Genomic DNA, 23,008 nt, shown 5'->3' on the forward strand with positions numbered 1-23,008 from the left:
GTCGTTCCAGCCCGGGAGAAGCACACATACTGTGCGCCGGAGCGAGGAGGGAGACGGTCTGATGCCGATGACGGTTCGCGACGTGCTCGAACTGCCGGCGTTGCAGCAGGCCGGGCCGCGTGTCATGGCCGGGCGGGACCGCCTGGACGCTCCGGTGCGCTGGGTGCACGTGGCCGAGATCCCGGAGATCGCCGACCTGCTCCGCGGCGGGGAGCTGGTGCTGACCACCGGTATCGGCCTGCCGCCGGACGACGACGGGCTGCGCCGGTGGATCGACGGCCTGGCGGCGGTCGGCGCGGCCGGGGTCGTGGTCGAGCTGGGCCGCCGGTTCGGCGGGACGCTGCCGGCCGCGCTCGTCGAGCAGGCCCGCAGCCGGAACCTGCCGCTCGTCGCGCTCCAGCGGGAGATGCGGTTCGTGGCGGTGACCGAGGTGGTCCACTCGGTGATCGTCGAGGAGCAGACCGCCGAGCTGCTCGCGAAGGACGAGATCCACCGGATCTTCACCGAGCTGTCGGTGGAGGGCGCGGAGCCCCGGCAGGTGCTCCGCGAGGTCACCCGTCTGTCCCGGCGTCCCGTGGTGCTGGAGAACCTCTCCCACCAGGTGCTGGCGTACGAGACCGGCCCGCTGTCGGCCGAGGAGCTGCTCGACCGCTGGGAGACCCGCTCACGCGCGGTCGAGGTCCCGTCCGGCACCGGCTACGAGCCGCGTTCGGGCTGGCTGGTGACCGGCGTGGAGGCGCGGGGCAACAGGTGGGGGCGGCTGGTGCTGCTGTGCGACCAGGAGCCGCCGGCCCGGACGAGCGTCCTGCTGGAGCGCGCCGCGTCCACCATCGCGCTGAACCAGCTCGTCGCCCGGGACGACTCGTCTGTCGAACGGCAGGCGCGCAGCAGCCTGCTGTGGAGCATCGTCAACCACTCCGCGCCGACCCGGGACGTGGCGCTGCGGGCGCGCGGGCTCGGTGTGGCGCTGGAACAGCGGCGGCTGCTCGGGGTGGTGGTCCGCCGGCGCCGGCCGGGCCCGGGGCCCGGCGCCGAGATGAACGCGCGCCGCCGGGAACTGCTGGACGCGGTGGAGACGGCGGTGCGCGACTGCGGGCTGTCGGCGCTGGCCGGGGACGTCGACGGGCTCGGTGGTGCGGAGGTCACCGTGCTCGTCGCCCTCACCGACGCCGAGTCCGACGAGGCCGCGTTGCTCGGCCTGTCCACCGCGCTCACCCGGGCGGGCCTGCGCGCCGGGTCGGACGTCGTGGTCGCCGCCGGATCAGTGGTCAGGTCGCTGGACCTGGCGCGGCGCTCGCTGATCGAGGCGGCCCAGGTGGCCGACGCCACGGCGCACACCGCCGAGCCCCGGCCCTTCTACCGGCTCCTCGACGTCCGCCTCCGGGGCCTGCTGTACCTGCTGCGCGACGACGTGCGTCTGCAGACGTTCGTCGAGCGCGAACTGGGCCCGCTGCTCTCCTACGACGAGCGGCACGGCACGAACCACGTGGCGCTGCTGGAGGCGTACCTGGTCGAGGGGCGCAACAAGCGGCGTGCGGCGGAGGAGATGTCGCTGTCCCGCTCCGCGTTGTACCAGCGGTTGCAGTTGATCGAGCGGGTGCTCGGCGTCGACCTGGATTCGAGCGAGCGGCGCCTGTCGCTGCACGTGGCGCTCACCGCCCGCGACGTCATGCGCGGCGGTGGCATCTCCGGTGCCGCGGGCTGACTGTCACCTGCCGCGACGCGCCCGGGGGCGCCGGACACCGTCGCGGGTGGGCGAGGTGTGCACGCTGACGCTGACGACCGGGATCGCCCTCGCGACGCTCTTGCGTACCGTCTCCAGCGACGCCGTGGCGGGGGAGCACTCCACGATCATCACCGCCGACCGGTCCGGGCACTGCACGTACTGGACGTGCGTCACCGCGACCCGGCGTGAGTGCAGGACGGACAGCACCTTGAGCAGGCCGGTGGTGGAGTGCCCGGGGCCGAGGTGCACCACCATCGTGCACGCGCCGGCGGGGGAGTCGTCGTGCGGCCGGACGGCCGGGCCGGGAAGCCGGCGATCGACGGTGTCGGGGGGAAACGGGAACGTGGTCACGGGAGCCTCACAGTGTCGAGCCGACAGGGTGGCTTGGCCGGCGACGCACGCGAAGGCGTACGCCGCCTAGGTAATCGGCCCGATCGCGATGTGCATGCCCACGGCGGGGAGTGTGGCACGTCTCCGGGCCGCCGGGGAGGCTCCGGCGGCAAGCCGTCCGGCACGTGAGACAGCGCTCTGACCTGCGGATCGACGATCGTGGTGGGGCTTCGCGCCGGGCGCCTGCGAGTTACCGGCCGGTACGCATGCACTTAAGGATCGTTCAGGATCTCGCTCTACACTCGGGCTTGGGACGACGACTTGAGAAGGAGCTCCGCGCATGGACGCTGACGAGATCGCCGCCGGTCGGGCCCGCTGGCAGGCCCGCTACGACGCCGCCCGCAAGCGCGACGCGGACTTCACCACGCTGTCCGGCATGAGCGTCGAACCGGTGTACGGCCCGCCGGAGGGCGCGGCGTACCCGGGCTTCGACCGGATCGGCTGGCCGGGCGAGTTCCCGTACACCAGGGGTCTGTACCCGACCGGCTACCGCGGGCGGACCTGGACCATCCGGCAGTTCGCCGGCTTCGGCAACGCCCGGCAGACCAACGAGCGGTACAAGATGATCCTCGGCGCCGGTGGCGGCGGGCTCTCCGTCGCCTTCGACATGCCGACGCTGATGGGACGCGACTCCGACGACCCGCAGTCGCTCGGCGAGGTCGGCCACTGCGGTGTCGCCGTCGACTCGGCCGCCGACATGGAGGTGCTGTTCGACGGCATCGACCTGGCCGGCGTGACCACCTCGATGACCATCTCCGGTCCGGCCGTGCCGGTCTTCTGCATGTACCTGGTCGCCGCCGAACGGCAGGGCGCCAATCTGTCCACACTGGACGGAACGCTCCAGACGGACATCTTCAAGGAGTACATCGCGCAGAAGGAGTGGCTGTTCGACCCCGAGCCGCACCTGCGCCTCATCGGCGACCTGATGGAGTACTGCGCCCGGGAGATCCCCCGGTACAAGCCGCTGTCCGTCTCCGGCTACCACATCCGCGAGGCCGGCTCGACCGCCGCGCAGGAGCTGGCGTACACGCTGGCCGACGGGTTCGGGTACGTCGAGCTGGGCCTGTCGCGCGGGCTCGACGTGAACACGTTCGCCCCCGGCCTGAGCTTCTTCTTCGACTCCCACGTGGACTTCTTCGAGGAGATCGCCAAGTTCCGCGCCGCCCGCCGGATCTGGGCCCGCTGGCTGCGCGACGTGTACGGCGCCACCAGCGAGAAGGCGCAGTGGCTGCGGTTCCACACGCAGACCGCCGGAGTGTCGCTCACCGCGCAGCAGCCGGTGAACAACGTGGTACGCACCGCCGTGGAGGCCCTGGCCGCGGTGCTCGGCGGCACCAACTCGCTGCACACCAACGCCCTCGACGAGACGCTCGCCCTGCCCACCGACGAGTCGGCCGAGATCGCCCTGCGTACCCAGCAGGTGCTGATGGAGGAGACCGGGGTGACCAATGTGGCCGACCCGCTCGGCGGCGCCTGGTACGTCGAGGCGCTCACCGACCGGATCGAGGCCGAGGCGGAGGAGATCTTCGCCCGGATCAAGCAGCTCGGCGGCGAGGGCCCGCACGCCATCGGCCCGATGACCTCCGGCATCCTGCGCGGCATCGAGGACGGCTGGTTCACCGGGCACATCGCCGAGTCGGCGTTCGCCTACCAGCAGGCGCTGGAGAAGGGCGACAAGAAGATCGTCGGCGTCAACTGCCACACCGGCACCGTCGCCAAGGACCTGGAGATCCTGCGCATCTCGCACGAGGTGGAGCTGGAGCAGCGCCGGGTGCTGGCCGAGCGCAAGTCGGCCCGCGACGACGCCGCCGTCACCGCCGCCGTGGCGCGGATGGTCGAGGTGGCCCGCAGCGGCGAGAACATGATCCCCGCCATGCTCGACGCGGTCCGCGCCGAGGCCACCCTCGGCGAGATCTGCGACGCCCTCCGCACCGAGTGGGGCGTCTACCGCGAGCCCGCCCGCTTCTGACCGCCGCTTTGTAAGGAAGGGCCCCTTGTTAACAGCTGCTGTTAACAAGGGGCCCTTCCTCTACCGCAGGCGTTAACAAGGGGCCCTTCCTTGCGGGCGGGCTGAGCTGGGGGAGAGTGGTGACTGTCGCCGTCGCGGCTGGTCGGAGATCCGTCGCGTACGTGCGAGACTAGACAACCATGAGCGACCCACGGATCACCTCGTCGATCTTCACCCGCGGCGCGGTCGACCTCAGCGCGCTGCGCACCCCCGCACCTGCCGACACCTCCACCGCCACACCGTCTCCGGGCGGCACGCCCGCCGGGCTGCCGGGCAGCCCCGCCGGCTCCGCCGCCGTGATCGACGTGACCGAGGCGAACATCCAGTCCGAGGTGCTCGAACGCTCGCTCACCACACCGGTAGTGGTCTTCTTCGGCGCCGCCGGTTACCCGGAGAGCGACCAGTTCGCCCCGGTGCTGGAGAAGCTGGCCGCCGAGGGCGGCGGAGCGTGGCTGCTGGCCCGGGTCGACGTGCAGCAGCAGCCGCGGCTCGCGCAGATGTTCCAGCTCCAGGCGCTGCCCACCACGTACGCCATCGTCGGTGGCCGCCCGATCGACGCCTTCCCGGGCCCGGTGCCCGAGTCGCAGTTGCGACAGTGGCTCCAGGCCGTGCTCAAGGCCGGTGGCGTCACCGTCGCCGAACCGGAGGACCCGCGCCTCGACGCCGCCGACGACGCGCTGATGAGCGGTGACCTCGACGCGGCCGAGGCGGCGTACCGGAAGATCCTCGCCGAGTCCCCGGCCGACGCGGCGGCGGAGGCGGGCCTGGCGCAGGTCGGGCTGGCCCGCCGGGTCGCCGGCGCCGACCCGCAGGGCGCGCTGGACGCCGCAGCCGCCGCCCCCGACGACGTGGACGCCCAACTGCTGGCCGCCGACATCGAGGTGCTCAGCGGCCTCGCCGACCAGGCGTACCAGCGGCTCGTCGGCCTGGTCCGGCGCACCGCCGGGGACGACCGGGACCGGGTACGCCAGCACCTGCTCGGCCTGTTCACCATCGCCGGCCCGGACGACCCCGCCGTGGCCTCCGCCCGACGCGCCCTGGCCAGCGCGCTGTTCTGAGTCAACCCGCGCGGGCCGGCGCACCGCCGGCCCGCCCGACCACCGAGGACGGGAGCCCATGATGCGCCGGATCGCCGTCCTCGACGCGCCGACGAACCTCGGGCTGCGCCCACCCACCGCCAGCTCCGTGCCCGGATGCGCCAAGGCGCCGGGCGCGCTGCGCGACCACGGCCTGCTCGCCCGGCTGCGGGCCCGAGACGCCGGCTGCCTGACCCCGCCCCGGTACGACCCGGGGGACTGGCGACCCGGCGACGGTGTCTGCCACGCGCCGGAGATCTCCGCGTACTCGCTGGCGCTCGCCGACCGGATCGGCGCGATCATCGACCGGGGCGAGTTCCCGCTGGTGCTCGGCGGGGACTGCTCGGTGCTGCTCGGATCCGGGCTGGCCATGCACCGCCTCGGCGAGGCGGTCGGCGGGCGGATCGGCCTGGTCTTCGTCGACGGCCACTCCGACTTCCGGCACCCCGGCAACGCCTCCTACGTCGGCGCGGCGGCCGGGGAGGACCTGGCGCTGGTCACCGGGCGGGGGCAGCCCGACCTGGCGGCCATCGAGGGGCGGCGGCCCTACTTCCGGGACATCGACGTGGTGGTGCTCGGCATCCGCGCGCAGGACGAGTACCGCCTCGACCTGCAGGCCGCCGGCATCACCACCCGGCCGGTGCCGGCGCTGCGCGCCGAGGGCGCGGCCCGGACCGCCCAGTGGGCGCACGAGCAACTCGTCGACTGCGCCGGCTACTGGGTGCACATCGACGTCGACGTGCTCGACCCGGCGGTGATGCCCGCCGTGGACGCGCCCGACCCCGGTGGCATCGCCTTCGCCGAGCTGGAGATCCTGCTGGCCGGGCTGGTCGACACCCCGCACTGCCTCGGCGTCGAGCTGACCGTCTTCGACCCCGACTACGACCCGGACGGGGCGTACGCGGCCGAGATCGTGAACACGGTGGTGGCCGGGCTCGCCCCGGTCGTCGCGCCGGGCGCCGTGCCGCCCCGTCTGCTGCCGCCCGGCCCGGCCGCGCCGGCGCCCCGGGCCGCCGACAGCCGGCCGGAGCCCGAGCCGCTGCCCGCCCCGGCGGCGGTGCCGGCCCCGGCGGTGGCGGTGGAGCCGATCGGCCCCGACCCGACCTCCGACGGCGCCGTCGACGACCTCGGCACCGACCCGCTCGGGCCCGGCCTGCTGCGCCGGGCGTCCGCCGGGGACGAGCCGGACCCGGCCCGCTCCGGCATCGACATCGCCTGACCGGTACGCCTCAGCTCGCGGTCACGCGGCGCGGGACCCCGCTCAGCTCGCGGCGAGGCCGCGCAGGAACTTCTCGGCGATCGGCGCCGCCACCTTCGAGCCCGCCCCGCCCTGCTCGACGAAGACGGCGAAGGCCACGTCACCCTGCCACCCGACGAACCAGGCGTGCGTGTTCGCCGGGTTGTTGTCGTACTCCGCGGTGCCGGTCTTGCCGTGCACCGGCTCGCCGGGCACGTCCGCCAGCGCGCTGCCACTGCCCGCGGTGACCACCCCGCGCATCAGCGACTTCAGCGCCGTCACCGACTCCGGCTTGAGCGCCTCGCCGGCCGGCGCGGGCTTGGCCGGCGCCGGGTCGAGCAGCAGCTTGGGCTGCTCGAACTTGCCCCGGGCCACTGCTGCGGTGGCGCTCGCCATGGCCAGCGGGCTCACCAGCGTGGTGCCCTGGCCGATCGCGGCGGCGGCCTGCTCGGTGGCCGGGCCGTTGGCGGAGACCTTGCCGGTGAACGCGTCCGCGCCGAGGTCCCACGCGGCCTCCAGGCCGAGCGTACGACCGGCCTGCGCCAGCCCGTCCGGGCCGAGCTTCGGCGCCAGCGCCACGAACGCGGTGTTGCAGGACTTGGCGAAGTCGGTGGCGAACGGCACCGCGCCCAGCTCGAAGTTGTCCGAGTTCTTGAAGCTGCGGCCCTCGACCGTCGCCGTCTTCGGGCAGTTCACAGTGGTCTGCGGGGTCACCGCGCCCCGGTCGAGCAGGCCGAGCGCGCTGACCATCTTGAACGTCGAGCCGGGCGGCACCTGGGCGGTGAACGCGAGGTTCTCGCCGGCCGCCCCGGGACCGTTCGCGGCGGCCAGCACCGCGCCGTCGCTGATCCGCAGCGCCACCAGCGCGGAGCGGCGGGTCTGCCCGCGCAACGCGGCGTCGGCAGCGTTCTGGGTCGCCACGTCGATGGTGGTCTTCACCGGCTGACCGGGCTTCGGGTCGGCGCGGTACAGCTCCGTGCCGGTCGGCTCGACCTTGCCGTCCGGGGTGGTCCGCTCGGTGATCACGGTGACGCCGGTGACGCCGCGCAGCCGCTCGTCGTACCGGCCCTGGAGGCCGCCGTGGCCGACCAGGTCGCCGCGCGCGTACCGCTCGGGGTGGGCCTGCAGGTCGTCGGCGGTGGCCTGGTCGACCGAGCCGAGCAGCGCCCGGGCGAACTCGCGCGTCGGGGCCAGCATGAGCTGGTCGGTCGCGAACCGGGTGCCGGGCAGCTCGTAGATGCGTGGCTTGATCTGCCGGTATGCGTCCTCACGCAGCGTCACCACCTCGACGAGCCCGTCCGGCTTCGCCTCCTTGAGCCGCTTGGGCAGGTCGCCCAGGTCGACCGGCGGGCTGAGCGCGGGCCGGATCGCCTTGAACGCGGCGTCCAGCTTCTTGACCAGGCCGGGCACGTCGGTGACCTCGCCGGGAACGACCTGCACCCGGACCACCGGGCGCGGCGCGACGATCGGCTGGCCGGCGGCGTCCAGCACGCCGGCGCGCTGCGCCGGCTCCCGCCGCAGCGCGATCCGGTCGCCGCTCTCCAGCTTCTCGTGCACCACAGCCGGTTCCCAGATCACCTGCCACTGGTCGTCGCCGCCGCGCTTGAGGCGTACCGGGTTCTCGTAGGCCCAACGGGCGCCGCCGGGCAGCGCCCAGCTCACCTTGACCCGGGCGGTGGCTACGTCGCCCTTGGTGGTGATCTCGCCGGTGCGCGTCAACTCCGGCGGGTTGGCGGCCAGCTCACCGGCGAGCGCCTGGAGCTGCTTGGTCACCTCGCCGGCCGCCACCCGCCCGCCGGCCGGCTGGATGAAGCCGACCGCCTGCAGGTCGCCGGAGCGCCAGCCGCCGAGGAACGCCTCGACGGCCGCCTCCGGGCCGTCGTCGCCGGAGCATCCGGTCAGCGCGCCCGCTGTGACCAGGGCGGCGGCCAGCCCCGCGAGGAGGCGACGACGGGTGTGACGGCTGGGGCGGACGGGGTACGACACGGGCATGAAGCGGTCCCTCCGGTGCTCAACTGCCCTGCACGCTAGTACGGCCCGGCGCTCGCCACCGCCCCGCCACGGCCTCCGGCAGCGCGGAAAGCCCCGTGTGGCAGTGTGATGAACATCGCCAGTCGGGGTACTCCGCGGGCGGCCGACCACGAACCCGCAACGGGTGAAAGGACAGAGTCCCGATCCGGACGTCCGGCCGGTGGTCCGCCGCGGGAGGTACCACGCGGTAGGGCCTAGGCTGGGCGGCAGAGTGACCCACAGTGCGGTGGGTCGAGGGGAGTGGCACCGATGGACCGGCGTCCGGCGATCAAACCGGGACCCGACCTCCGGCAGGCTGACACCGGCCGGGACGACGACAGCTTCGATTCGGCGACCGACGGGGACGGTTTCAGCCGTCTCGACACAGGAGTGACCGGGATGACCGGTTCCAGCATCGACACCCTCTACGACCTGGGCCTGCCCACGCAGGCACTGGCCGACGAGTCGGAGGACGCCGAGCTGGACGAGCCCGTTCCCAACGCGGAGCGGCTGGTCGCCCAGGCGGTCGCGCTGGCCGGCGACGACCACGACGCGGCCACACTCGTGGACCGCTTCTGGCGGTTCGCGCCGGACGAGGAGCTGATCGGCTTCACCGCCGAGGAGATGCTGGAGGCGGCCCGGGCCCACCGGGACCTGGCCCAGCAGCGGGTTCCGGGCGAGCTGAAGCTGCGCATCCACGAGCCGGACGCCGAGCAGCACCACACGGTCGTCGAGATCGTCACCGACGACATGCCGTTCCTGGTCGACTCGGTGACCGCCCTGCTCAACTCCCGTCACCTCGACGTGCACCTGCTGGTGCACCCGCTGGTCGTGGTGCGGCGCGAGCCGCTGGGCCGGCTCACCGAGGTCTCGGCGGACGTGGAGCCGGACGACGCCATCGCCGGTGACCTGGTCGAGAGCTGGATGCGGATCGAGATCGACCCGGTCCGCGACCCGGCCGAGCGGGAGGCGCTGCGCCGCGAGTTGCAGCGGGTGCTCACCGACGTGCGCGAGGCGGTCGAGGACTGGCCGAAGATGCGGCAGCGCGCCCTCGCGCTCGCCGACGAGCTGGCCGCCGCCCGGACGTCGGACAACCGCCCGCCGGTGCCGGAAAAGGACATCACCGACTCGGTGGAGCTGCTGCGCTGGCTGGCGCACGACCACTTCACGTTCCTCGGCTACCGCGAGTACCGCCTGGTCGACGCCGACGGCGCGCGCGGCAGCGGGCAGGCCCTGGAGGCGGTGCTCGGCACCGGCCTGGGCATCCTGCGCTCCGACTCGCCGGAGGCCCGGTCGCTGAACTCGATGACGCCCGAGGCGCACGAGAAGGTGCTGGAGAAGCGCCTGCTCATCATCACCAAGGCCAACTCGCGTGCCACCGTGCACCGCTCGGCGTACCTCGACTACATCGGCTTCAAGATCTTCAACGAGGCCGGCGAGGTGGTCGGGGAGCGGCGCTTCCTGGGCCTGTTCTCCACCGCCGCGTACCGGACCAGCGTGCAGGAGCTGCCGGTGGTCCGGCGCAAGGTCGCCGAGGTGCTCGACCGCTCGGGCCTGAGCCTGCGCAGCCACTCCGGCAAGGACCTGTTGCAGATCCTGGAGACGTACCCGCGCGACGAGCTGTTCCAGATCAAGACCGACGACCTCTACCACGCGGTGATCGGCGTGCTGCGGATGGCGGGCCGCCGGCAGCTGCGGGTGTTCCTGCGCCGCGACGCGTACGGGCGGTTCATCTCCTGCCTGATCTACCTGCCGCGGGACCGGTTCACCACGCAGAACCGGCTGCGCATGCAGGACATCCTGCTGCGCGAGCTGAACGGCGTCGGCGTCGACTACACCACCCGGGTGACCGAGTCGATGCTGGCCCGCGTGCACTTCATCGTGCGGACCGACCCGAACAACCCGCCCGGTGACATCGACGCCGACCTGCTCGCCGAGGAGCTGGCCGACGCGACCCGCCTCTGGGACGACGACTACCGGCTGGTGCTGGAACGCAAGCTCGGCGACGAGCAGGCCAAGCACCTGTTCGCCCGGTACGCCGACGCGTTCCCGGAGGGCTACAAGGACGGGCACACGCCGTACGAGGCGATGAAGGACCTGGCGAAGCTGGAGCTGCTGGAGGAGCCCGGCCAGCTGGAGATGCACCTGTTCCGCAAGCAGGCGCCGCCGCGTCCGTACGCCGCCCGCGCCGCCGACGCCGACGAGGCGATGGACGTGCGGTTCAAGGTCTACCGGTACGGCGAGCCGATGATGCTCTCCGCCGTGCTGCCGGTGCTGCACTCGCTCGGTGTGAAGGTGGTCGACGAGCACCCGTACGAGGTGGAGCGCGTCGACGGCCGGATCTGGCTCTACGACTTCGGTCTGGAGCTGCCCGAGCGGCACCAGGACCTGGCCGAGGTACGTCCGCACGTGGAGAACGCCTTCGCCGCCGCCTGGCGGGGCGAGGCCGAGGTGGACGGCTTCAACGAGCTGGTGCTCCGGGCCGGGCTCACCTGGCGGCAGGTCGTCGTGCTGCGCGCGTACGCGAAGTACCTGCGCCAGGCCGGCACCGTGTTCTCCCAGGAGTACATGGAGCAGACGTTCATCGCGTACCCGCAGATCGCCGAACTGCTGGTGAAGCTGTTCGAGACCCGGTTCGCCCCGGGCGCCACCACGCTCGACGAGCGGCGGCAGCGCAGCGGTGAGCTGGTCGACGCGATCGGCGAGGCGCTGGACGAGGTGGCCAGCCTCGACCAGGACCGCATCCTGCGGGCCTACCTGACGCTGATCCAAGCCACGCTGCGCACCAGCTTCTACCAGAAGCCGGTGGGCGGGCGGCCCAAGCCGTACGTGGCGTTCAAGCTGGACCCGCAGGCCATCCCGGACCTGCCCGCGCCGCGGCCCAAGTTCGAGATCTTCGTCTACTCGCCCCGGTTCGAGGGCGTGCACCTGCGCTACGGGCCGGTGGCCCGCGGCGGCCTGCGCTGGTCCGACCGGCGCGAGGACTTCCGGACCGAGGTGCTCGGCCTGGTCAAGGCGCAGATGGTGAAGAACGCGGTGATCGTGCCGGTCGGCGCCAAGGGCGGCTTCGTGCTCAAGCAGAAGCCGGGCGACCGGGACGAGGCGGTGATCTGCTACAAGGAGTTCATCTCCGCGCTGCTGGACGTCACCGACAACATCGTCAGCGGCGAGATCGTGCCGCCCGAGGACGTGGTCCGGCACGACGGCGACGATCCGTACATGGTGGTGGCCGCCGACAAGGGCACCGCGACGTTCTCCGACATCGCCAACGAGATCTCCGAGGCGCACAGCTTCTGGCTGGGCGACGCGTTCGCCTCCGGCGGCTCGGCCGGCTACGACCACAAGAAGATGGGCATCACCGCCCGGGGCGCCTGGGAGTCGGTCAAGCGGCACTTCCGGGAGCTGGGGCACGACACCCAGACGCAGGACTTCACTGTGGTCGGCGTCGGTGACATGTCCGGCGACGTGTTCGGCAACGGGATGCTGCTGTCGAAGCACATCCGGCTGGTGGCCGCGTTCGACCACCGGCACATCTTCCTGGACCCGGATCCGGACTCGGCCCGGTCGTGGGAGGAGCGTAAGCGGCTGTTCGACATGCCGCGCTCGTCGTGGGAGGACTACGACCGCGAGCTGATCTCCGAAGGCGGCGGCGTCCACTCGCGTACGGCGAAGTCGGTGCCGATCTCGCCGCAGGTCCGCGCGGTGCTCGGCCTCGACGAGGACGTCACGCAGCTCAGCCCGCAGGAGCTGATGAAGGCGATCCTCACCGCGCCGGTGGACCTGTTCTGGAACGGCGGCATCGGCACCTACGTCAAGGCGTCCAGCCAGACCAACGCCGAGGTCGGGGACAAGTCCAACGACGCCATCCGGGTGGACGGCAAGAGCCTGCGCTGCCGGGTGGTCGGCGAGGGCGGCAACCTGGGCTTCACCCAGCAGGGCCGGATCGAGTACGCGTCGACCGGCGGCCGCATCTACACCGACTTCATCGACAACGCGGCCGGTGTGGACTGCTCCGACCACGAGGTCAACATCAAGATCCTGCTCAACACGGCGGTGGCCGACGGGGAGCTGGACCGGCCGGAGCGTGACGAGCTGCTGGCCCGGATGACCGACGAGGTCGCCGAGCTGGTGCTGCGGGACAACTACGACCAGGCGCGGGCGCTGAACAACGCCCAGGCCCAGGCCGCCTCGCTGCTCCCGGTGCACCGGCGGATGATCAACGACCTGGAGCGGTCCGGCGCGCTGGACCGGGCCCTGGAGGCGCTGCCGTCGGACGAGGAGCTGGCGGTCCGCACCGAGAGCGGGCTGACCGCGCCGGAGTTCGCGGTGCTGCTCGCGTACGTCAAGATCGTGCTGGAGCGCGAGATCGTCGGCGAGGGCCTGGCGGACGAGGAGTGGACGACCGACATCCTGGTCAACTACTTCCCGACGCCGTTGCGGCAGCGCTTCGCCGACCGGATGGGCCGGCACCGGCTGCGCCGGGACATCGTCACCACGGTCCTGGTCAACGAGGCGATCAACCGGGGCGGCATCTCGTTCGTCTTCCGGGTGGTCGAGGAGACGGCCGCCTCCGCGGCGGACGTGCTCCGGGCGTACGTGGTGGTCCGCGAGGTGTTCGGCCTGCGCGACCTCTGGGACGCGGTCGAGGCGCTGGACAACAAGGTCTCGCCCGAGTTGCAGACCGCCGTCTACCTGGACACCCGGCGGCTGCTCGACCGCGCGGTGCGCTGGCTGGTCACCAACCGCCGGTCGCCGATCGACGTGCCGGCGGAGATCGACCGGCTGCGCGACGGTGTGGCCCAGCTCCTGCCGGACCTGGAGCACCGGTTCTGGGGCACCGAGCGGGAGGCAATCGCGGCGCACATCGAGTCGCTGGTCGAGCGCGGGCTGCCGCGTGACCTGGCCGAGCAGGCGACCCGCCTGATGTACAGCTTCGGCCTGCTCGACATCGTCGAGACGGCGCAGGCGACCCGGCGGGACGTGGGCGAGGTGGCCTCGGTCTACTTCGTGCTCTCCGACCGGTTCCGGGTGGACGCGCTGCTGTCGAAGATCTCCCTGCTGCCGCGCGAGGACCGGTGGCAGACGCTGGCCCGGATGGCGCTGCGCTACGACCTGTACGCCGCGCTGGCCGCGCTCACCGCCGAGGTGCTCGGCTCCACCCCGGACGACGTGCCGCCGGTGGAGCGGGTGCAGGAGTGGGAGCAGGCGAACGCCACCTCGATCCACCGGGCGCACCGGGCGATGGGGGAGTTCGACGAGTCCCGCGCCGACCTGTCCGCGCTGTCGGTGCTGCTGCGCCAGATCCGTACCCTGGTCCGGACCTCGGCGGCGGCCTGACCGCAGACGCGCGCGTGGCCCGGTGGTCGGTTCCCCGACCACCGGGCCACCGCCGTTTCCGCCCTCACCCGGTCATCGGGGCGTAGACGACGATGTTGTTGAGGTAGCTTCCGGCCGTCTTGTCGAACACCCCACCGCAGGTCACCACGCGCAGGGCGGGCACGGCCGACGGACCGTAGACCTGCGCGGCGGGAAAGGCGGTCTTCGGGTACGACCCGACCTCGCGCACCGTGAACGTGGCGGACCTGCCGTCCTGCCGGGTGACCACTATCGTGTCGCCGGCCACCAGCGCGCCGAGGTTGAAGAACACCGCCGGGCCGAGCTGGGCGGAGTCGACGTGGCCCACGATCACCGCGTTGCCGGCCTCGCCCGGGCTGGCGCCGGGGGAGTACCACCCGGCCTTCATGGCCTGGTCCAGCGGGGGCACCTGGACCGTGCCGTCCGGGTTCGTGCCGAGCGACATGATGTCGGCCCGCACCCCGATACGGGGGATCGAGATGGTCGTCGGCGCGGACCGGGGCAGTGGAGCCGGGGCGGCGCCGTTCGGGCTCGTCGCGCCCGCTGGGCCCGTTGCTGCCGGAGCGCCCGGGACCGCTGCGGCCCCCGGGGCGGCTGCGGTGCCCGGGGCGGCGCCGGGTGCGCCGGTCGTCGGGCCGGGCGTCGCGGGGCCGACGGCGCCCCCGGCGGCGTCCGCCGTCGGCAGGCCGGAGGCGTCCGGCGTCAGCTGACCCTCGGCGTCCGGCCCCGGTTGGCCCTCGGCGTCCGGGTCTGCTTGGGGGCCGGTGGTGACCGGGGCCGCCAGCCCGAGCGGCTGCGGCGGGGACGGTGGCGGGACGGTCCGGACGGACGCGCCGATCAGACCGGCCCCGGCCATGGCGAGCAGGACGACGACGGCCGTGCCGGCGGCACGCCACGGACTTCCGTGACGGCCGCCGGCCCGGGTCGTCGTCCGGTCAGACCAGGTCACCGGCCCGCCGCCGGCGCAGCAGCACCAGGCCGCCCAGCGCCGCGGCGCCGATCATGCCCGCGCCACCGGTGGCGAGGGTACGGTCCACGCCGGTGGTCGTCATGCCGCCGTCGCCGCCGTCGACCCCACCGCGCGGCAGGACCACCAGCTCGCCCTCACCGCAGGAGCCCCGCAACTCGTACCGGCCCGGCCGGGCGTCGTGCGAGACGGTGGCCTCGCCGTAGTAGACGAAGTCCTTCCCGTGCTCCCAGCCGTCCTTGCCGTCCTTGCCGTAGTCGCGCTCGGCGTCCTTGCCGTAGTCGCCCTTGTCGTCCTGCCAGGCGCCTCCGCTCGCCTGCCAGTCGTCCTTGCCGCCCGGCCAGTCGCTCTTGTCGCCCGGCCAGTCGTTCTTACCTTCCTGCCAGTCGTTCTTGCCGCCCTGCCAGGAGCCGTGCTCGTCCTTGCCGTCCTTGCCCTTGTCGTCCGGCCGGCCGCCACGGTCGTCCTTGCCGTGCTCGTCCTTGGCGTCCTTGCCGTGCTGTTCCTTGCCGTCGGGGCCGTGCGCGTCCTTGGTCCAGTCCGGCCCGCCCGGCTTCTCCTTCTCCCAGCCCGGCTCGGCGTCCTGGCCGTACTCGTCGTGCCCCTGCCAGTCGCCGGGGTCGACGGCCGCGCCGGCCCCCGCGCCGCCCGGCTGCGGCTGCCCTTCCGGCTGGCCGGCCGGCGGCTGGGGCTGGTCCGCCGGGGGCTGCGGCATGCCGTCGCCACCCGGGCCGTTGCCGCCGGGCCCGTTGCCACCCGGGCCGTTGCCACCCGGGCCATTGCCGCCCGGCCCGTTGCCGTCAGGCCCATTTCCGCCCGGCCCGTGTCCGTCCCCGCCCGGCTCGCCGCGGCCGTCCGGGCCCTTGCCGTGGTCGTCCTTGCCGTCCGGGCCCTTGCCGTGCTCGTCCTTGCCGTCCGGGCCCTTGTCGTCCCAGCCCCAGTCCTGGTCGCCGCCCCAGTCACCGCCCCGGTCGGCCCAGTCGCCGTGCTCGCCGTCGCGGGCCGGGCGCAGGTCGACCTTGCCGGTCACCTTCGACCAGACGGTGGCGTGCTGCTGCGGCTCGGAGCAGATCGCGAGCAGTTCGACGGTGTCCCCCGCCTTCACCACGTGCGGCTTGGCGATGACCTTGCCCTCGTCGTGCCCGCCCGCGTAGGCCATTCCCGGGGTGAACACGAGAAGGCCGGCGCCGCCGAGGGCAGCGCCCGCGACCACCTTCCCGAGCATCTTCTTAGCCATGACCAGCGTCTCCATCCCTGTTCGTCCTGAGCCCGACGTCAGTCGAGCTAAGGCCGACGTTAGACCTTTTCGCGACTTATTCGGGGAAAGATTCGCTTTTAGGAGTTTGTCGAGATCGGCCGTGTCCGCGCTGTCCCCGCCTCCGCGCGCCGATCGGCCCGACTTCGGCGACCCCGCGACCCGGATCCCGCTCGTACGGTTCCCGACGGTCTCGCCTCCGCCGGTGGGTGGAACGCCATGGGTGTCATTTGGCCGTTTTGACACCCATGGCGTTCCACCCGGCCGAGGCGGAGGCGGGACGGTCCGCCGCCCGGCGTGAGGGTGGGCGCGGCGAGGTGGGGGCCGCGGGTGGTTGGCGGCGAGCCCGGCTGGTGTAGCGGGGTCCGGGCGCGCGGTGAGCGGGGCGGGCTCGGGGCGGGCGGTAGGGTGGGCCGCGAGGCGCATCGAGGCATTGCCATGGAAGCGCTCCCATGCAAGAATCGCTGCACGCGGTTCGGGGAGCCACACCGCGAGCTCAGGCGTCGAGGGCAGCCGGTTGACCGGCCGACGTCCGGCTCCATCGACCGGTCCTGCGGACCGGTCGGCACCACCACCCCCAACGCCCGTCCGGGTCGGGCGTCCCCCGAAGTAACCAGTGGCGCGCACGGTCGTTCCCGCAGGGCGACCGCCGCCGCCATTTGCGCCGGGCCGTACGCGGATCCGGTCTCGCCCAAGGAGATCAGTGGCATGAATCTGTGGAGAAGGCTGTCCGGCCGGAACCGGGCGCTCGCGCTGACCAGCGCCGGCGTCCTGGTAGCCGGTGGACTGGTGACCCTCCCGGTCACCGCGGCGCAGGCCGCCACCCAGTGCAGCGTGACCTACACGACCAGCGACTGGCCCGGTGGATTCACCGGCACCGTGACCATCAAGAACATCGGTGACGCGCTCACCTCGTGGAACCTCGGCTTCACCTTCCCGAACAGCTCGCAGCGGGTGGTGAACGGCTGGTCCGCGCGGTGGTCCCAGAGCGGCCAGAACGTCACCGCGCAGAACGAGTCGTACAACGGGGCGCTCGCCAGCGGCGCCAGCACCACCATCGGCTTCAACGGCTCCTGGAGCGGCAGCAACCCCAAGCCGACCCAGTTCACGCTGAACGGCACGGTCTGCAACGGCGGCACGCCGACCACCAGCACCCCGCCGACGAGCACGCCGCCCACCAGCACGCCGCCGACCAGCACCCCGCCCACGAGCACGCCGCCGACGTCGACCCCGCCGACGTCGCAGCCGCCGCCCGGGCAGCGGGTCGACAACCCGTACGCCGGGGTGAAGGGGTACGTGAACCCCGAGTGGAAGGCCAAGGCCGAGTCGGTGTCCGGCGGCAACCGGGTGTCGAACAACCCGACCGCGGTCTGGATCGACCGGATCGCCGCCATCAACGGCACGCCGGACAGCAGCTCCAACGGCGCGATGGGCGTCCGTGACCACCTGGACGCCGCGCTCGCCCAGGGCGCCGGCTACATCCAGTTCGTCATCTACAACCTGCCCGGCCGCGACTGCTCGGCGCTCGCCTCCAACGGTGAGCTGGGCCCGGACGAGCTGCCCCGCTACAAGGCCGAGTACATCGACCCGATCGCCGCGATCCAGGGCGACTCGAAGTACCGGAACCTGCGCATCGTCAACATCATCGAGATCGACTCGCTGCCCAACCTGGTGACCAACACCTCGGGCAACGCGGGCGGCACGGTCATGTGTGACACGGTGAAGGCCAACGGCGCGTACGTGAACGGTGTCGGCTACGCCCTGGCGAAGCTGGGCGCGATCGGCAACGTCTACAACTACATCGACGCCGCCCACCACGGCTGGATCGGCTGGGACAGCAACTTCGGCCCGGTCGCCGACCAGCTCAAGGCCGCCGCGGTCGCCTCCGGCAGCACCGTCGCCAACGTGGCGGGCTTCATCGTCAACACGGCGAACTACTCCGCGCTGAAGGAGCCGTACGTCAAGATCACCGACACGGTGAACGGCCAGACCGTGCGGCAGTCCAAGTGGGCCGACTGGAACCAGTACCTCGACGAGCTGTCGTTCGCCCAGGCGTTCCGGCAGAAGCTGGTCTCGATCGGCTTCGACAGCAACATCGGCATGCTGATCGACACCTCCCGCAACGGTTGGGGCGGCTCCGCCCGGCCGACCGGCCCCGGCCCGTCGACCAGCGTGGACGCCTACGTCGACGGTGGCCGGGTCGACCGCCGCTTCCACACCGGCAACTGGTGCAACCAGGCCGGCGCGGGTCTCGGCGAGCGGCCGCAGGCCAACCCGGAGCCCGGGATCGACGCCTACGTCTGGGTGAAGCCCCCGGGTGAGTCGGACGGCTCCAGCAAGGAGATCCCGAACAACGAGGGCAAGGGCTTCGACCGGATGTGCGACCCGACCTACACCGGTAACGCCCGCAACGGCAACAGCATGTCCGGTGCCCTGCCGGACGCGCCGATCTCCGGCGCGTGGTTCGCCGCCCAGTTCCAGCAGCTGATGCAGAACGCGTACCCGCCGCTCTCCTGAGCCGCGGCCGTACCACCCGCGGCGGCGGGAGTGAGGCACCGCCCGCGCGGGTTCCCCGGGCCCCTGGTCGACGCCCACGTCGACCAGGGGCCCTCGGGCGTCCGGGTCAGGGAACCGTACGCTCGATCGCGGCCCGGCCCAGCTCGTGCAGGTCGTGGCGGGCCCGTTCCAGGTTCTCCGGCGTCATGTCCTGGCCCCGGGCCATCACCAGGTCCTCCGGGTCCCAGGGCTGCTCGGCGCCGGTACGGATGCCGTCCGGCGCCGCGCCCGTGCCGGTGCCGGTCGCGCCGGTCCCGGCCGCGTACGGGTCACCGATGATGTTCGGCGAGCCGGTGTCGGCCACCGCGCCGTCGGGCTCGGTGAAGGTGGGGTTGTCCGGGTCGACGCCGCCGGCGCGCAACTGGGGCACCGTGCTGTCGTCGTCCACCGCCGCGGCCACCTCGGGGGTCTCCTCGAGCGGCCGCTCGCCACCGCGGTCACGATCGGTCATGCTGCTGCCCTCCTGTCCCTTCGCGTGATCCCCTGGGCGTACCCGGTGCGGGCCGCGCCATGCGGACGGTCAGGCGTCGTCGTGGCCGGGCTCCGGCGTCTCGGTCGGGCTCAGCCGTTGCCAGAGCAGCATCAGCAGGCCGAACACCAGCATCGCCGCGCCGGCCCACAGGTTGATCCGCAGGCCCTGTGCCTTGTCGATCTCGGCGGACGTGTCGAAGAGCCCCATCAGGCCGACGATCAGCCCGTACGCGACGAACAGGCCGCCGATGACCCGGCGGATGTCGAACAGCCGGGCCGCCGCCGAGCGGGCCTCGCGGGCGTCCTCGGTCTCGTCGACGAGCGGGTCGTGCGCCTCGCCGCCCTGGTAGTTGCGGTCCGCGTCGTCTGTCATGGCGTGCGTCCCCTCCTCTAGAAGACCGGGATGTAGAACAGGGCGGCGAGGATCACGGCGACGACGCCGAGCAGCACCGGGGAGCGGTACCAGGCGGCGTCGCCGGCCAGCGAGTCGTCGGCGAGCGCGGTGTCGCTGAGGCCGTACACCAGCCCGGTCAGCTGGTCGTCGGTCTTGGGCCGGGTCAGCGGCGTGACGATCGCGGCCACCACCGCGACGGTGGCGAAGGCCAGGCCGGCGCCCCAGAAGCTCTCCTCCAGGTCCGAGTTGAAGCTGATCACGCCGCCCTTGTAGAGCAGGTACGTGGCGGTGGCCACGAGGGTGCCGGACAGCAGCGACCAGAACCCGGCCAGCGGCGTCATCCGCCGCCAGAACATGCCGATGATGAAGGTGCCGAAGAGCGGGGCGTTGAACACCGAGAAGAGCGCCTGGATGTAGTTCATGATGTTGCTGAACCCGGCCGCGATGAACGCGGTGCCGATGCCGATCACCACCGCGCCGACTGTGGCGAGCCGGCCCACCTTCACGTAGTGCTCGTCCGACTCGTTGCGCCGGAAGTACGCCTGCCAGATGTCGTACGTGAAGACGGTGTTGAACCCGCTGACGTTGGCCGCCATGCCGGCCATGAACGAGGCCACCAGGCCGGTGACCGCGATCCCCAGCACGCCGTTGGGCAGCAGGTCGCGCATGAGCAGCGGGATCGCGTTGTTGTAGACCAGGTCGCCGTCGTCGGCGCCCAGACCTTTGACGGTGACCAGGGCGATCAGGCCGGGGATCACGGTGACCGCGGGGATGAGCAGCTTCGGGTACGCGGCGATGATCGGCGTACGCCGGGCGGCGCTCATGTTCCGTGCGGACAGCGCGCGCTGCACCTCGGCGAAGTTCGTGGTCCAGTAGCCGAAGGAGAGCACGAAGCCGAGGCCGAACACGATGCCCAGCCAGTGCGCGCCGAGCGGGTTGCCGGTGCTGCCGGTGCCCTCCCAGGCGTGCAGGCCGGCCTCGCCGAGCCTGGAGTCGCGGACCGCGTCCATCAGACCGCTGACGCCGCCGACCTTGACCAGCCCGATGACCGTGATCGGCACCAGACCGGCGATGATCACGAAGAACTGGAGCACCTCGTTGTAGATCGCGCCGGAGAGCCCGCCGACGGTGATGTACGCCAGCACGATCACCGCGCCGACGATGATCGCGAACCAGAGCGGCCAGCCGAGCAGCGCCTGCATGATCAGCGCCAGCGCGTAGAGGTTCACGCCCGCGATCAGCACCTGGGCTACCGCGAAGCTGATCGCGTTGAGCAGGTGGGTGGGGCGGTTGAAGCGCAGCCGCAGGTACTCGGGAACGCTGCGGACCTTGGAGCCGTAGTAGAACGGCATCATCACGATGCCGAGGAAGACCATCGCCGGTACGGCGCCGATCCAGTAGTAGTGCACGGTCATGATGCCGTACTGGGCGCCGTTGGCGGCCATGCCGATGATCTCCAGCGCGCCCAGGTTCGCCGAGACGAACGCCAGGCCGGTGACCCAGGCGGGCAGCGATCGGCCGGAGAGGAAGAAGTCCACGCTGGTGCGGATCGCGCGCCGGGCGGCGAAACCGACGCCGAGCACAGTGACGAAATAGAGCGCGAGGATCAGGTAGTCCACCGCGTTCATGTCCAGACGCAGGCCGCCGCCGCCCATGCCCGTGCTCCCCTCGTGTGCACCGCTGCCCGCACGTACCCCGTTTGCGAAGTTTCATGCCTGCTGGCCGGTCCGGGCACGACGGAGCCCCGGCCGGGTCGCCGGCCGGGGCTCGGTGGGGTCCTGCGGCGGGCCTCAGCGCCCCAGTACGCGGTCCAGGAAGTCGCGGTAGCCGCGCACGGCCACCCGGAGCTGCTCGGTGTCGGTGGAGCCGGACTCCTGCCACGCGCCGAGCCGGGTGCGCTGCTCGCGCAGGGCGGTGGAGAGCGCCTCGATCGCCTCCTCGACGAGCGACTCGGCCTCGCCGACCGCGGCGCGCGGGTCGTCCACGAAGCGCAGCTGCACGTCGCGCCAGCGGTCCCGGAAGCCCTGCGCCGCCTCCGGCGCGAACAGCGTCGCGGCGTCGGCCGGTACCGCGCCCGGCGTGGGCCGGTCCGCCCCGCCCAGGGCCGTGCCGGCCGCTGCCGCGCCCGCCGCCGCGGTGCCCGCGTCGACGTGGTCATGGCGCCGGTCGGCGTCCTCGTCGGCCGCGGGGACCGGCTCGGCGTCGGGGTCGACCAGGCCCGGCTCGGCGCTGCCGTACCCGACCGCGCCGTCGGCCGCCGCGTCGTCCCGGACGACACCGTTGGCCCGCGCGTCGCCGTCGACCGCCGCGTCGCCGTCGGCGTGCTCGGCGTCCCAGCGGTCGCGGTCGTGCAGTCGGTCCCCGGCCGTCGGATCGGCCCGCTCGTCGTCCAGCGGGTCGGTCCGGCCCGGCGCGCCGTCGCCCGGCACGGCGGTGTCCTCGTCGCGGGCGTCGCGCTCGTCCTGCGGACGGCCGCTCGCCAGCGCCGACGCGGCGACCGCGTCGCCCACCGTGGCCGCGCCGAACGCCGTCGGCAGCGGCGCCGGCTCGTGGAACGGCGGACGCCCGTCGTCGTCGCGCCCGTCGTCGGTACGGTCGGCCGCGTCGCTCAGTTCGCCGGCGTCGTACGCGCGGGTCTCGTCGACCTCGTGTCCCCGGTCGTCGATTCCGTCGTGGCGCCGGTCGTCGGCGCCGAGTTCACGCCGGTCGTCGGCGACGGCCGGGTCGTCGAAGGTGCCCCGGTCGTCGAGCGCGTCCTCGGGCACGTCGGCCCGGTCGGCGTCGTGCCGGCCGGGGCCGGCGTGGTCGCCCGGCTGCGGCACCGGTACCGGCGCGGACCGGACGGCCTCGGGGTGGTCCTGCGTGACCTGCTGCTCTTCCTGGCGCATGGCGGCGGCCTCCTCAGCGGCTCGTGACGTCGTGGTCGTGGTCGGGGTGGCGCTGCTCCGGCTGCTCCGGCTGCTCCCGCTGCTCCGGCTGCTCCGGCTGCGGCGTGGACGTGGGCACCGGGTCCTCACCGAGCAGGTCGGCGAAGAGGGCCCGGTAGTGCACGAGCGCCTGCCGGAGGTCCTCGGTGCCGGCCTCGCCGCGCTCGTTGCGCTGCCGGATCTCGTGGGCGTCGCGGTAGTGGGTGAGCGTGCGGGCGTGCTCGACGGAGAGGTGGGCGATCTGGTCCGAGAAGTCCCCGGTGGGGTATCCGCGCTCGGCGATCAGGCGGCTGACCAGCTCGTCCGCCTCGCCGACGGTCTCGGCGGGCGAGTCGACGAAGCGCACCTGCAGCTCTTCCCAGGCGGCGGCGTAGCGGGCCCGGGACTCCGGGCTCAGCGGGGTCAGCTCCAGTTCGGCGTGCCGGCGCTCGCGCTCACGCAGCTCGCGTTCGGCCGCGCCGCGGCTGTCCTGCTCGGCGACGACCCGGTCGTACTCCGGGCCGAAACGCTCCCGCAGCGCCCGGCGGCGGCTGGCGACCACGGCGAACGCGGCGAGCGCGGCGATGACGAGGACGACGATGACTATGACGATTACCTGGGTGGACGACATGGCTCCTCCTTCGCCCGCTGGTATTC

The 23,008-nt window shown here is 72.8% G+C and carries 15 protein-coding genes; 6 read left to right on the top strand and 9 right to left on the bottom strand.

Features of this window, described 5'->3' with window-relative positions; all coding sequences use genetic code 11:
• The first annotated feature begins 61 nt into the window (after positions 1–61).
• Positions 62–1,705, top strand: a complete 1,644-nt coding sequence (locus tag DQE82_RS27595) for a PucR family transcriptional regulator (RefSeq protein ID WP_113974635.1) — start codon at positions 62–64, stop codon at positions 1,703–1,705.
• Between the two features lie 3 nt (positions 1,706–1,708).
• On the opposite strand, the gene DQE82_RS27600 is transcribed toward DQE82_RS27595, so the two are convergent.
• Positions 1,709–2,077, bottom strand: a complete 369-nt coding sequence (locus tag DQE82_RS27600) for a hypothetical protein (RefSeq protein WP_064447798.1) — start codon at positions 2,075–2,077, stop codon at positions 1,709–1,711.
• Positions 2,078–2,396: 319 nt separating this feature from the next.
• Between DQE82_RS27600 and DQE82_RS27605 the strand changes: the two genes are divergently transcribed.
• The 3 genes from DQE82_RS27605 (at position 2,397) to DQE82_RS27615 (ending at position 6,419) form a co-directional block, all read left to right on the top strand.
• Positions 2,397–4,085, top strand: coding sequence for a methylmalonyl-CoA mutase (locus DQE82_RS27605; protein WP_043328778.1), 1,689 nt, complete (start codon positions 2,397–2,399; stop codon positions 4,083–4,085).
• A 179-nt stretch (positions 4,086–4,264) separates the two neighbouring features.
• Positions 4,265–5,182, top strand: a complete 918-nt coding sequence (locus DQE82_RS27610) for a tetratricopeptide repeat protein (protein WP_043328779.1) — start codon at positions 4,265–4,267, stop codon at positions 5,180–5,182.
• Between the two features lie 58 nt (positions 5,183–5,240).
• The gene (locus DQE82_RS27615; protein ID WP_113974636.1) at positions 5,241–6,419 is read left to right on the top strand and encodes an arginase family protein; all 1,179 of its coding nucleotides are present in this window, start codon (positions 5,241–5,243) and stop codon (positions 6,417–6,419) included.
• A 42-nt stretch (positions 6,420–6,461) separates the two neighbouring features.
• On the opposite strand, the gene DQE82_RS27620 is transcribed toward DQE82_RS27615, so the two are convergent.
• Positions 6,462–8,429 carry a penicillin-binding transpeptidase domain-containing protein gene (locus DQE82_RS27620; RefSeq protein ID WP_113974637.1) on the bottom strand — a complete coding sequence of 656 codons (1,968 nt, stop codon included), beginning with the start codon at positions 8,427–8,429 and terminating at the stop codon, positions 6,462–6,464.
• Between the two features lie 288 nt (positions 8,430–8,717).
• Here DQE82_RS27620 and DQE82_RS27625 point away from each other — a divergent pair, with 288 nt between their 5' ends.
• Positions 8,718–13,784: an NAD-glutamate dehydrogenase gene (locus DQE82_RS27625; RefSeq protein ID WP_113974638.1), complete on the top strand. Its 5,067-nt coding sequence runs from the start codon at positions 8,718–8,720 to the stop codon at positions 13,782–13,784.
• 64 nt (positions 13,785–13,848) lie between these two features.
• Here the strand turns inward: DQE82_RS27625 and DQE82_RS27630 are convergent, their stop codons facing one another.
• Together DQE82_RS27630 and DQE82_RS27635 are read right to left on the bottom strand one after the other, a co-directional pair.
• Positions 13,849–14,658: a class F sortase gene (locus tag DQE82_RS27630; protein ID WP_113974666.1), complete on the bottom strand. Its 810-nt coding sequence runs from the start codon at positions 14,656–14,658 to the stop codon at positions 13,849–13,851.
• Positions 14,659–14,737: 79 nt separating this feature from the next.
• Positions 14,738–16,021, bottom strand: a complete 1,284-nt coding sequence (locus tag DQE82_RS27635; RefSeq protein WP_113974639.1) for a hypothetical protein — start codon at positions 16,019–16,021, stop codon at positions 14,738–14,740.
• Between the two features lie 711 nt (positions 16,022–16,732).
• Between DQE82_RS27635 and DQE82_RS27640 the strand changes: the two genes are divergently transcribed.
• Positions 16,733–18,541: a glycoside hydrolase family 6 protein gene (locus DQE82_RS27640; protein ID WP_043330970.1), complete on the top strand. Its 1,809-nt coding sequence runs from the start codon at positions 16,733–16,735 to the stop codon at positions 18,539–18,541.
• Between the two features lie 106 nt (positions 18,542–18,647).
• On the opposite strand, the gene DQE82_RS27645 is transcribed toward DQE82_RS27640, so the two are convergent.
• The 5 genes from DQE82_RS27645 to DQE82_RS27665 all read right to left on the bottom strand — a co-directional run bounded on the left by DQE82_RS27645 (position 18,648) and on the right by DQE82_RS27665 (position 22,982).
• Positions 18,648–19,031, bottom strand: coding sequence for a hypothetical protein (locus tag DQE82_RS27645; protein WP_043328785.1), 384 nt, complete (start codon positions 19,029–19,031; stop codon positions 18,648–18,650).
• A 69-nt stretch (positions 19,032–19,100) separates the two neighbouring features.
• On the bottom strand, positions 19,101–19,424 hold the full coding sequence (locus tag DQE82_RS27650; RefSeq protein WP_043328786.1) for a hypothetical protein: 324 nt from the start codon (positions 19,422–19,424) through the stop codon (positions 19,101–19,103).
• A 17-nt stretch (positions 19,425–19,441) separates the two neighbouring features.
• The gene (locus DQE82_RS27655; protein WP_113974640.1) at positions 19,442–21,100 is read right to left on the bottom strand and encodes a sodium:solute symporter family protein; all 1,659 of its coding nucleotides are present in this window, start codon (positions 21,098–21,100) and stop codon (positions 19,442–19,444) included.
• A gap of 135 nt (positions 21,101–21,235) precedes the next feature.
• Positions 21,236–22,333, bottom strand: coding sequence for a hypothetical protein (locus DQE82_RS27660; RefSeq protein WP_113974641.1), 1,098 nt, complete (start codon positions 22,331–22,333; stop codon positions 21,236–21,238).
• Between the two features lie 13 nt (positions 22,334–22,346).
• The gene (locus DQE82_RS27665; RefSeq protein ID WP_113974642.1) at positions 22,347–22,982 is read right to left on the bottom strand and encodes a hypothetical protein; all 636 of its coding nucleotides are present in this window, start codon (positions 22,980–22,982) and stop codon (positions 22,347–22,349) included.
• Positions 22,983–23,008: the final 26 nt, after the last annotated feature.

This window comes from Micromonospora sp. LHW51205, assembly GCF_003315815.1.
GTDB classification, from domain to species: domain Bacteria; phylum Actinomycetota; class Actinomycetes; order Mycobacteriales; family Micromonosporaceae; genus Micromonospora; species Micromonospora chalcea.

Excerpts from the sequence above, each read along its gene's own strand:
- DQE82_RS27625 (WP_113974638.1), top strand. The coding sequence starts at position 8,718 with ATGGACCGGCGTCCGGCGATCAAACCGGGACCCGACCTCCGGCAGGCT.
- DQE82_RS27605 (WP_043328778.1), top strand. The coding sequence starts at position 2,397 with ATGGACGCTGACGAGATCGCCGCCGGTCGGGCCCGCTGGCAGGCCCGC.
- DQE82_RS27610 (WP_043328779.1), top strand. The coding sequence starts at position 4,265 with ATGAGCGACCCACGGATCACCTCGTCGATCTTCACCCGCGGCGCGGTC.
- DQE82_RS27640 (WP_043330970.1), top strand. The coding sequence starts at position 16,733 with ATGAATCTGTGGAGAAGGCTGTCCGGCCGGAACCGGGCGCTCGCGCTG.
- DQE82_RS27645 (WP_043328785.1), bottom strand. The coding sequence starts at position 19,031 with ATGACCGATCGTGACCGCGGTGGCGAGCGGCCGCTCGAGGAGACCCCC.
- DQE82_RS27595 (WP_113974635.1), top strand. The coding sequence starts at position 62 with ATGCCGATGACGGTTCGCGACGTGCTCGAACTGCCGGCGTTGCAGCAG.
- DQE82_RS27665 (WP_113974642.1), bottom strand. The coding sequence starts at position 22,982 with ATGTCGTCCACCCAGGTAATCGTCATAGTCATCGTCGTCCTCGTCATC.
- DQE82_RS27635 (WP_113974639.1), bottom strand. The coding sequence starts at position 16,021 with ATGGAGACGCTGGTCATGGCTAAGAAGATGCTCGGGAAGGTGGTCGCG.
- DQE82_RS27630 (WP_113974666.1), bottom strand. The coding sequence starts at position 14,658 with ATGGCCGGGGCCGGTCTGATCGGCGCGTCCGTCCGGACCGTCCCGCCA.
- DQE82_RS27615 (WP_113974636.1), top strand. The coding sequence starts at position 5,241 with ATGATGCGCCGGATCGCCGTCCTCGACGCGCCGACGAACCTCGGGCTG.
- DQE82_RS27620 (WP_113974637.1), bottom strand. The coding sequence starts at position 8,429 with ATGCCCGTGTCGTACCCCGTCCGCCCCAGCCGTCACACCCGTCGTCGC.
- DQE82_RS27660 (WP_113974641.1), bottom strand. The coding sequence starts at position 22,333 with ATGCGCCAGGAAGAGCAGCAGGTCACGCAGGACCACCCCGAGGCCGTC.
- DQE82_RS27650 (WP_043328786.1), bottom strand. The coding sequence starts at position 19,424 with ATGACAGACGACGCGGACCGCAACTACCAGGGCGGCGAGGCGCACGAC.
- DQE82_RS27655 (WP_113974640.1), bottom strand. The coding sequence starts at position 21,100 with ATGGGCGGCGGCGGCCTGCGTCTGGACATGAACGCGGTGGACTACCTG.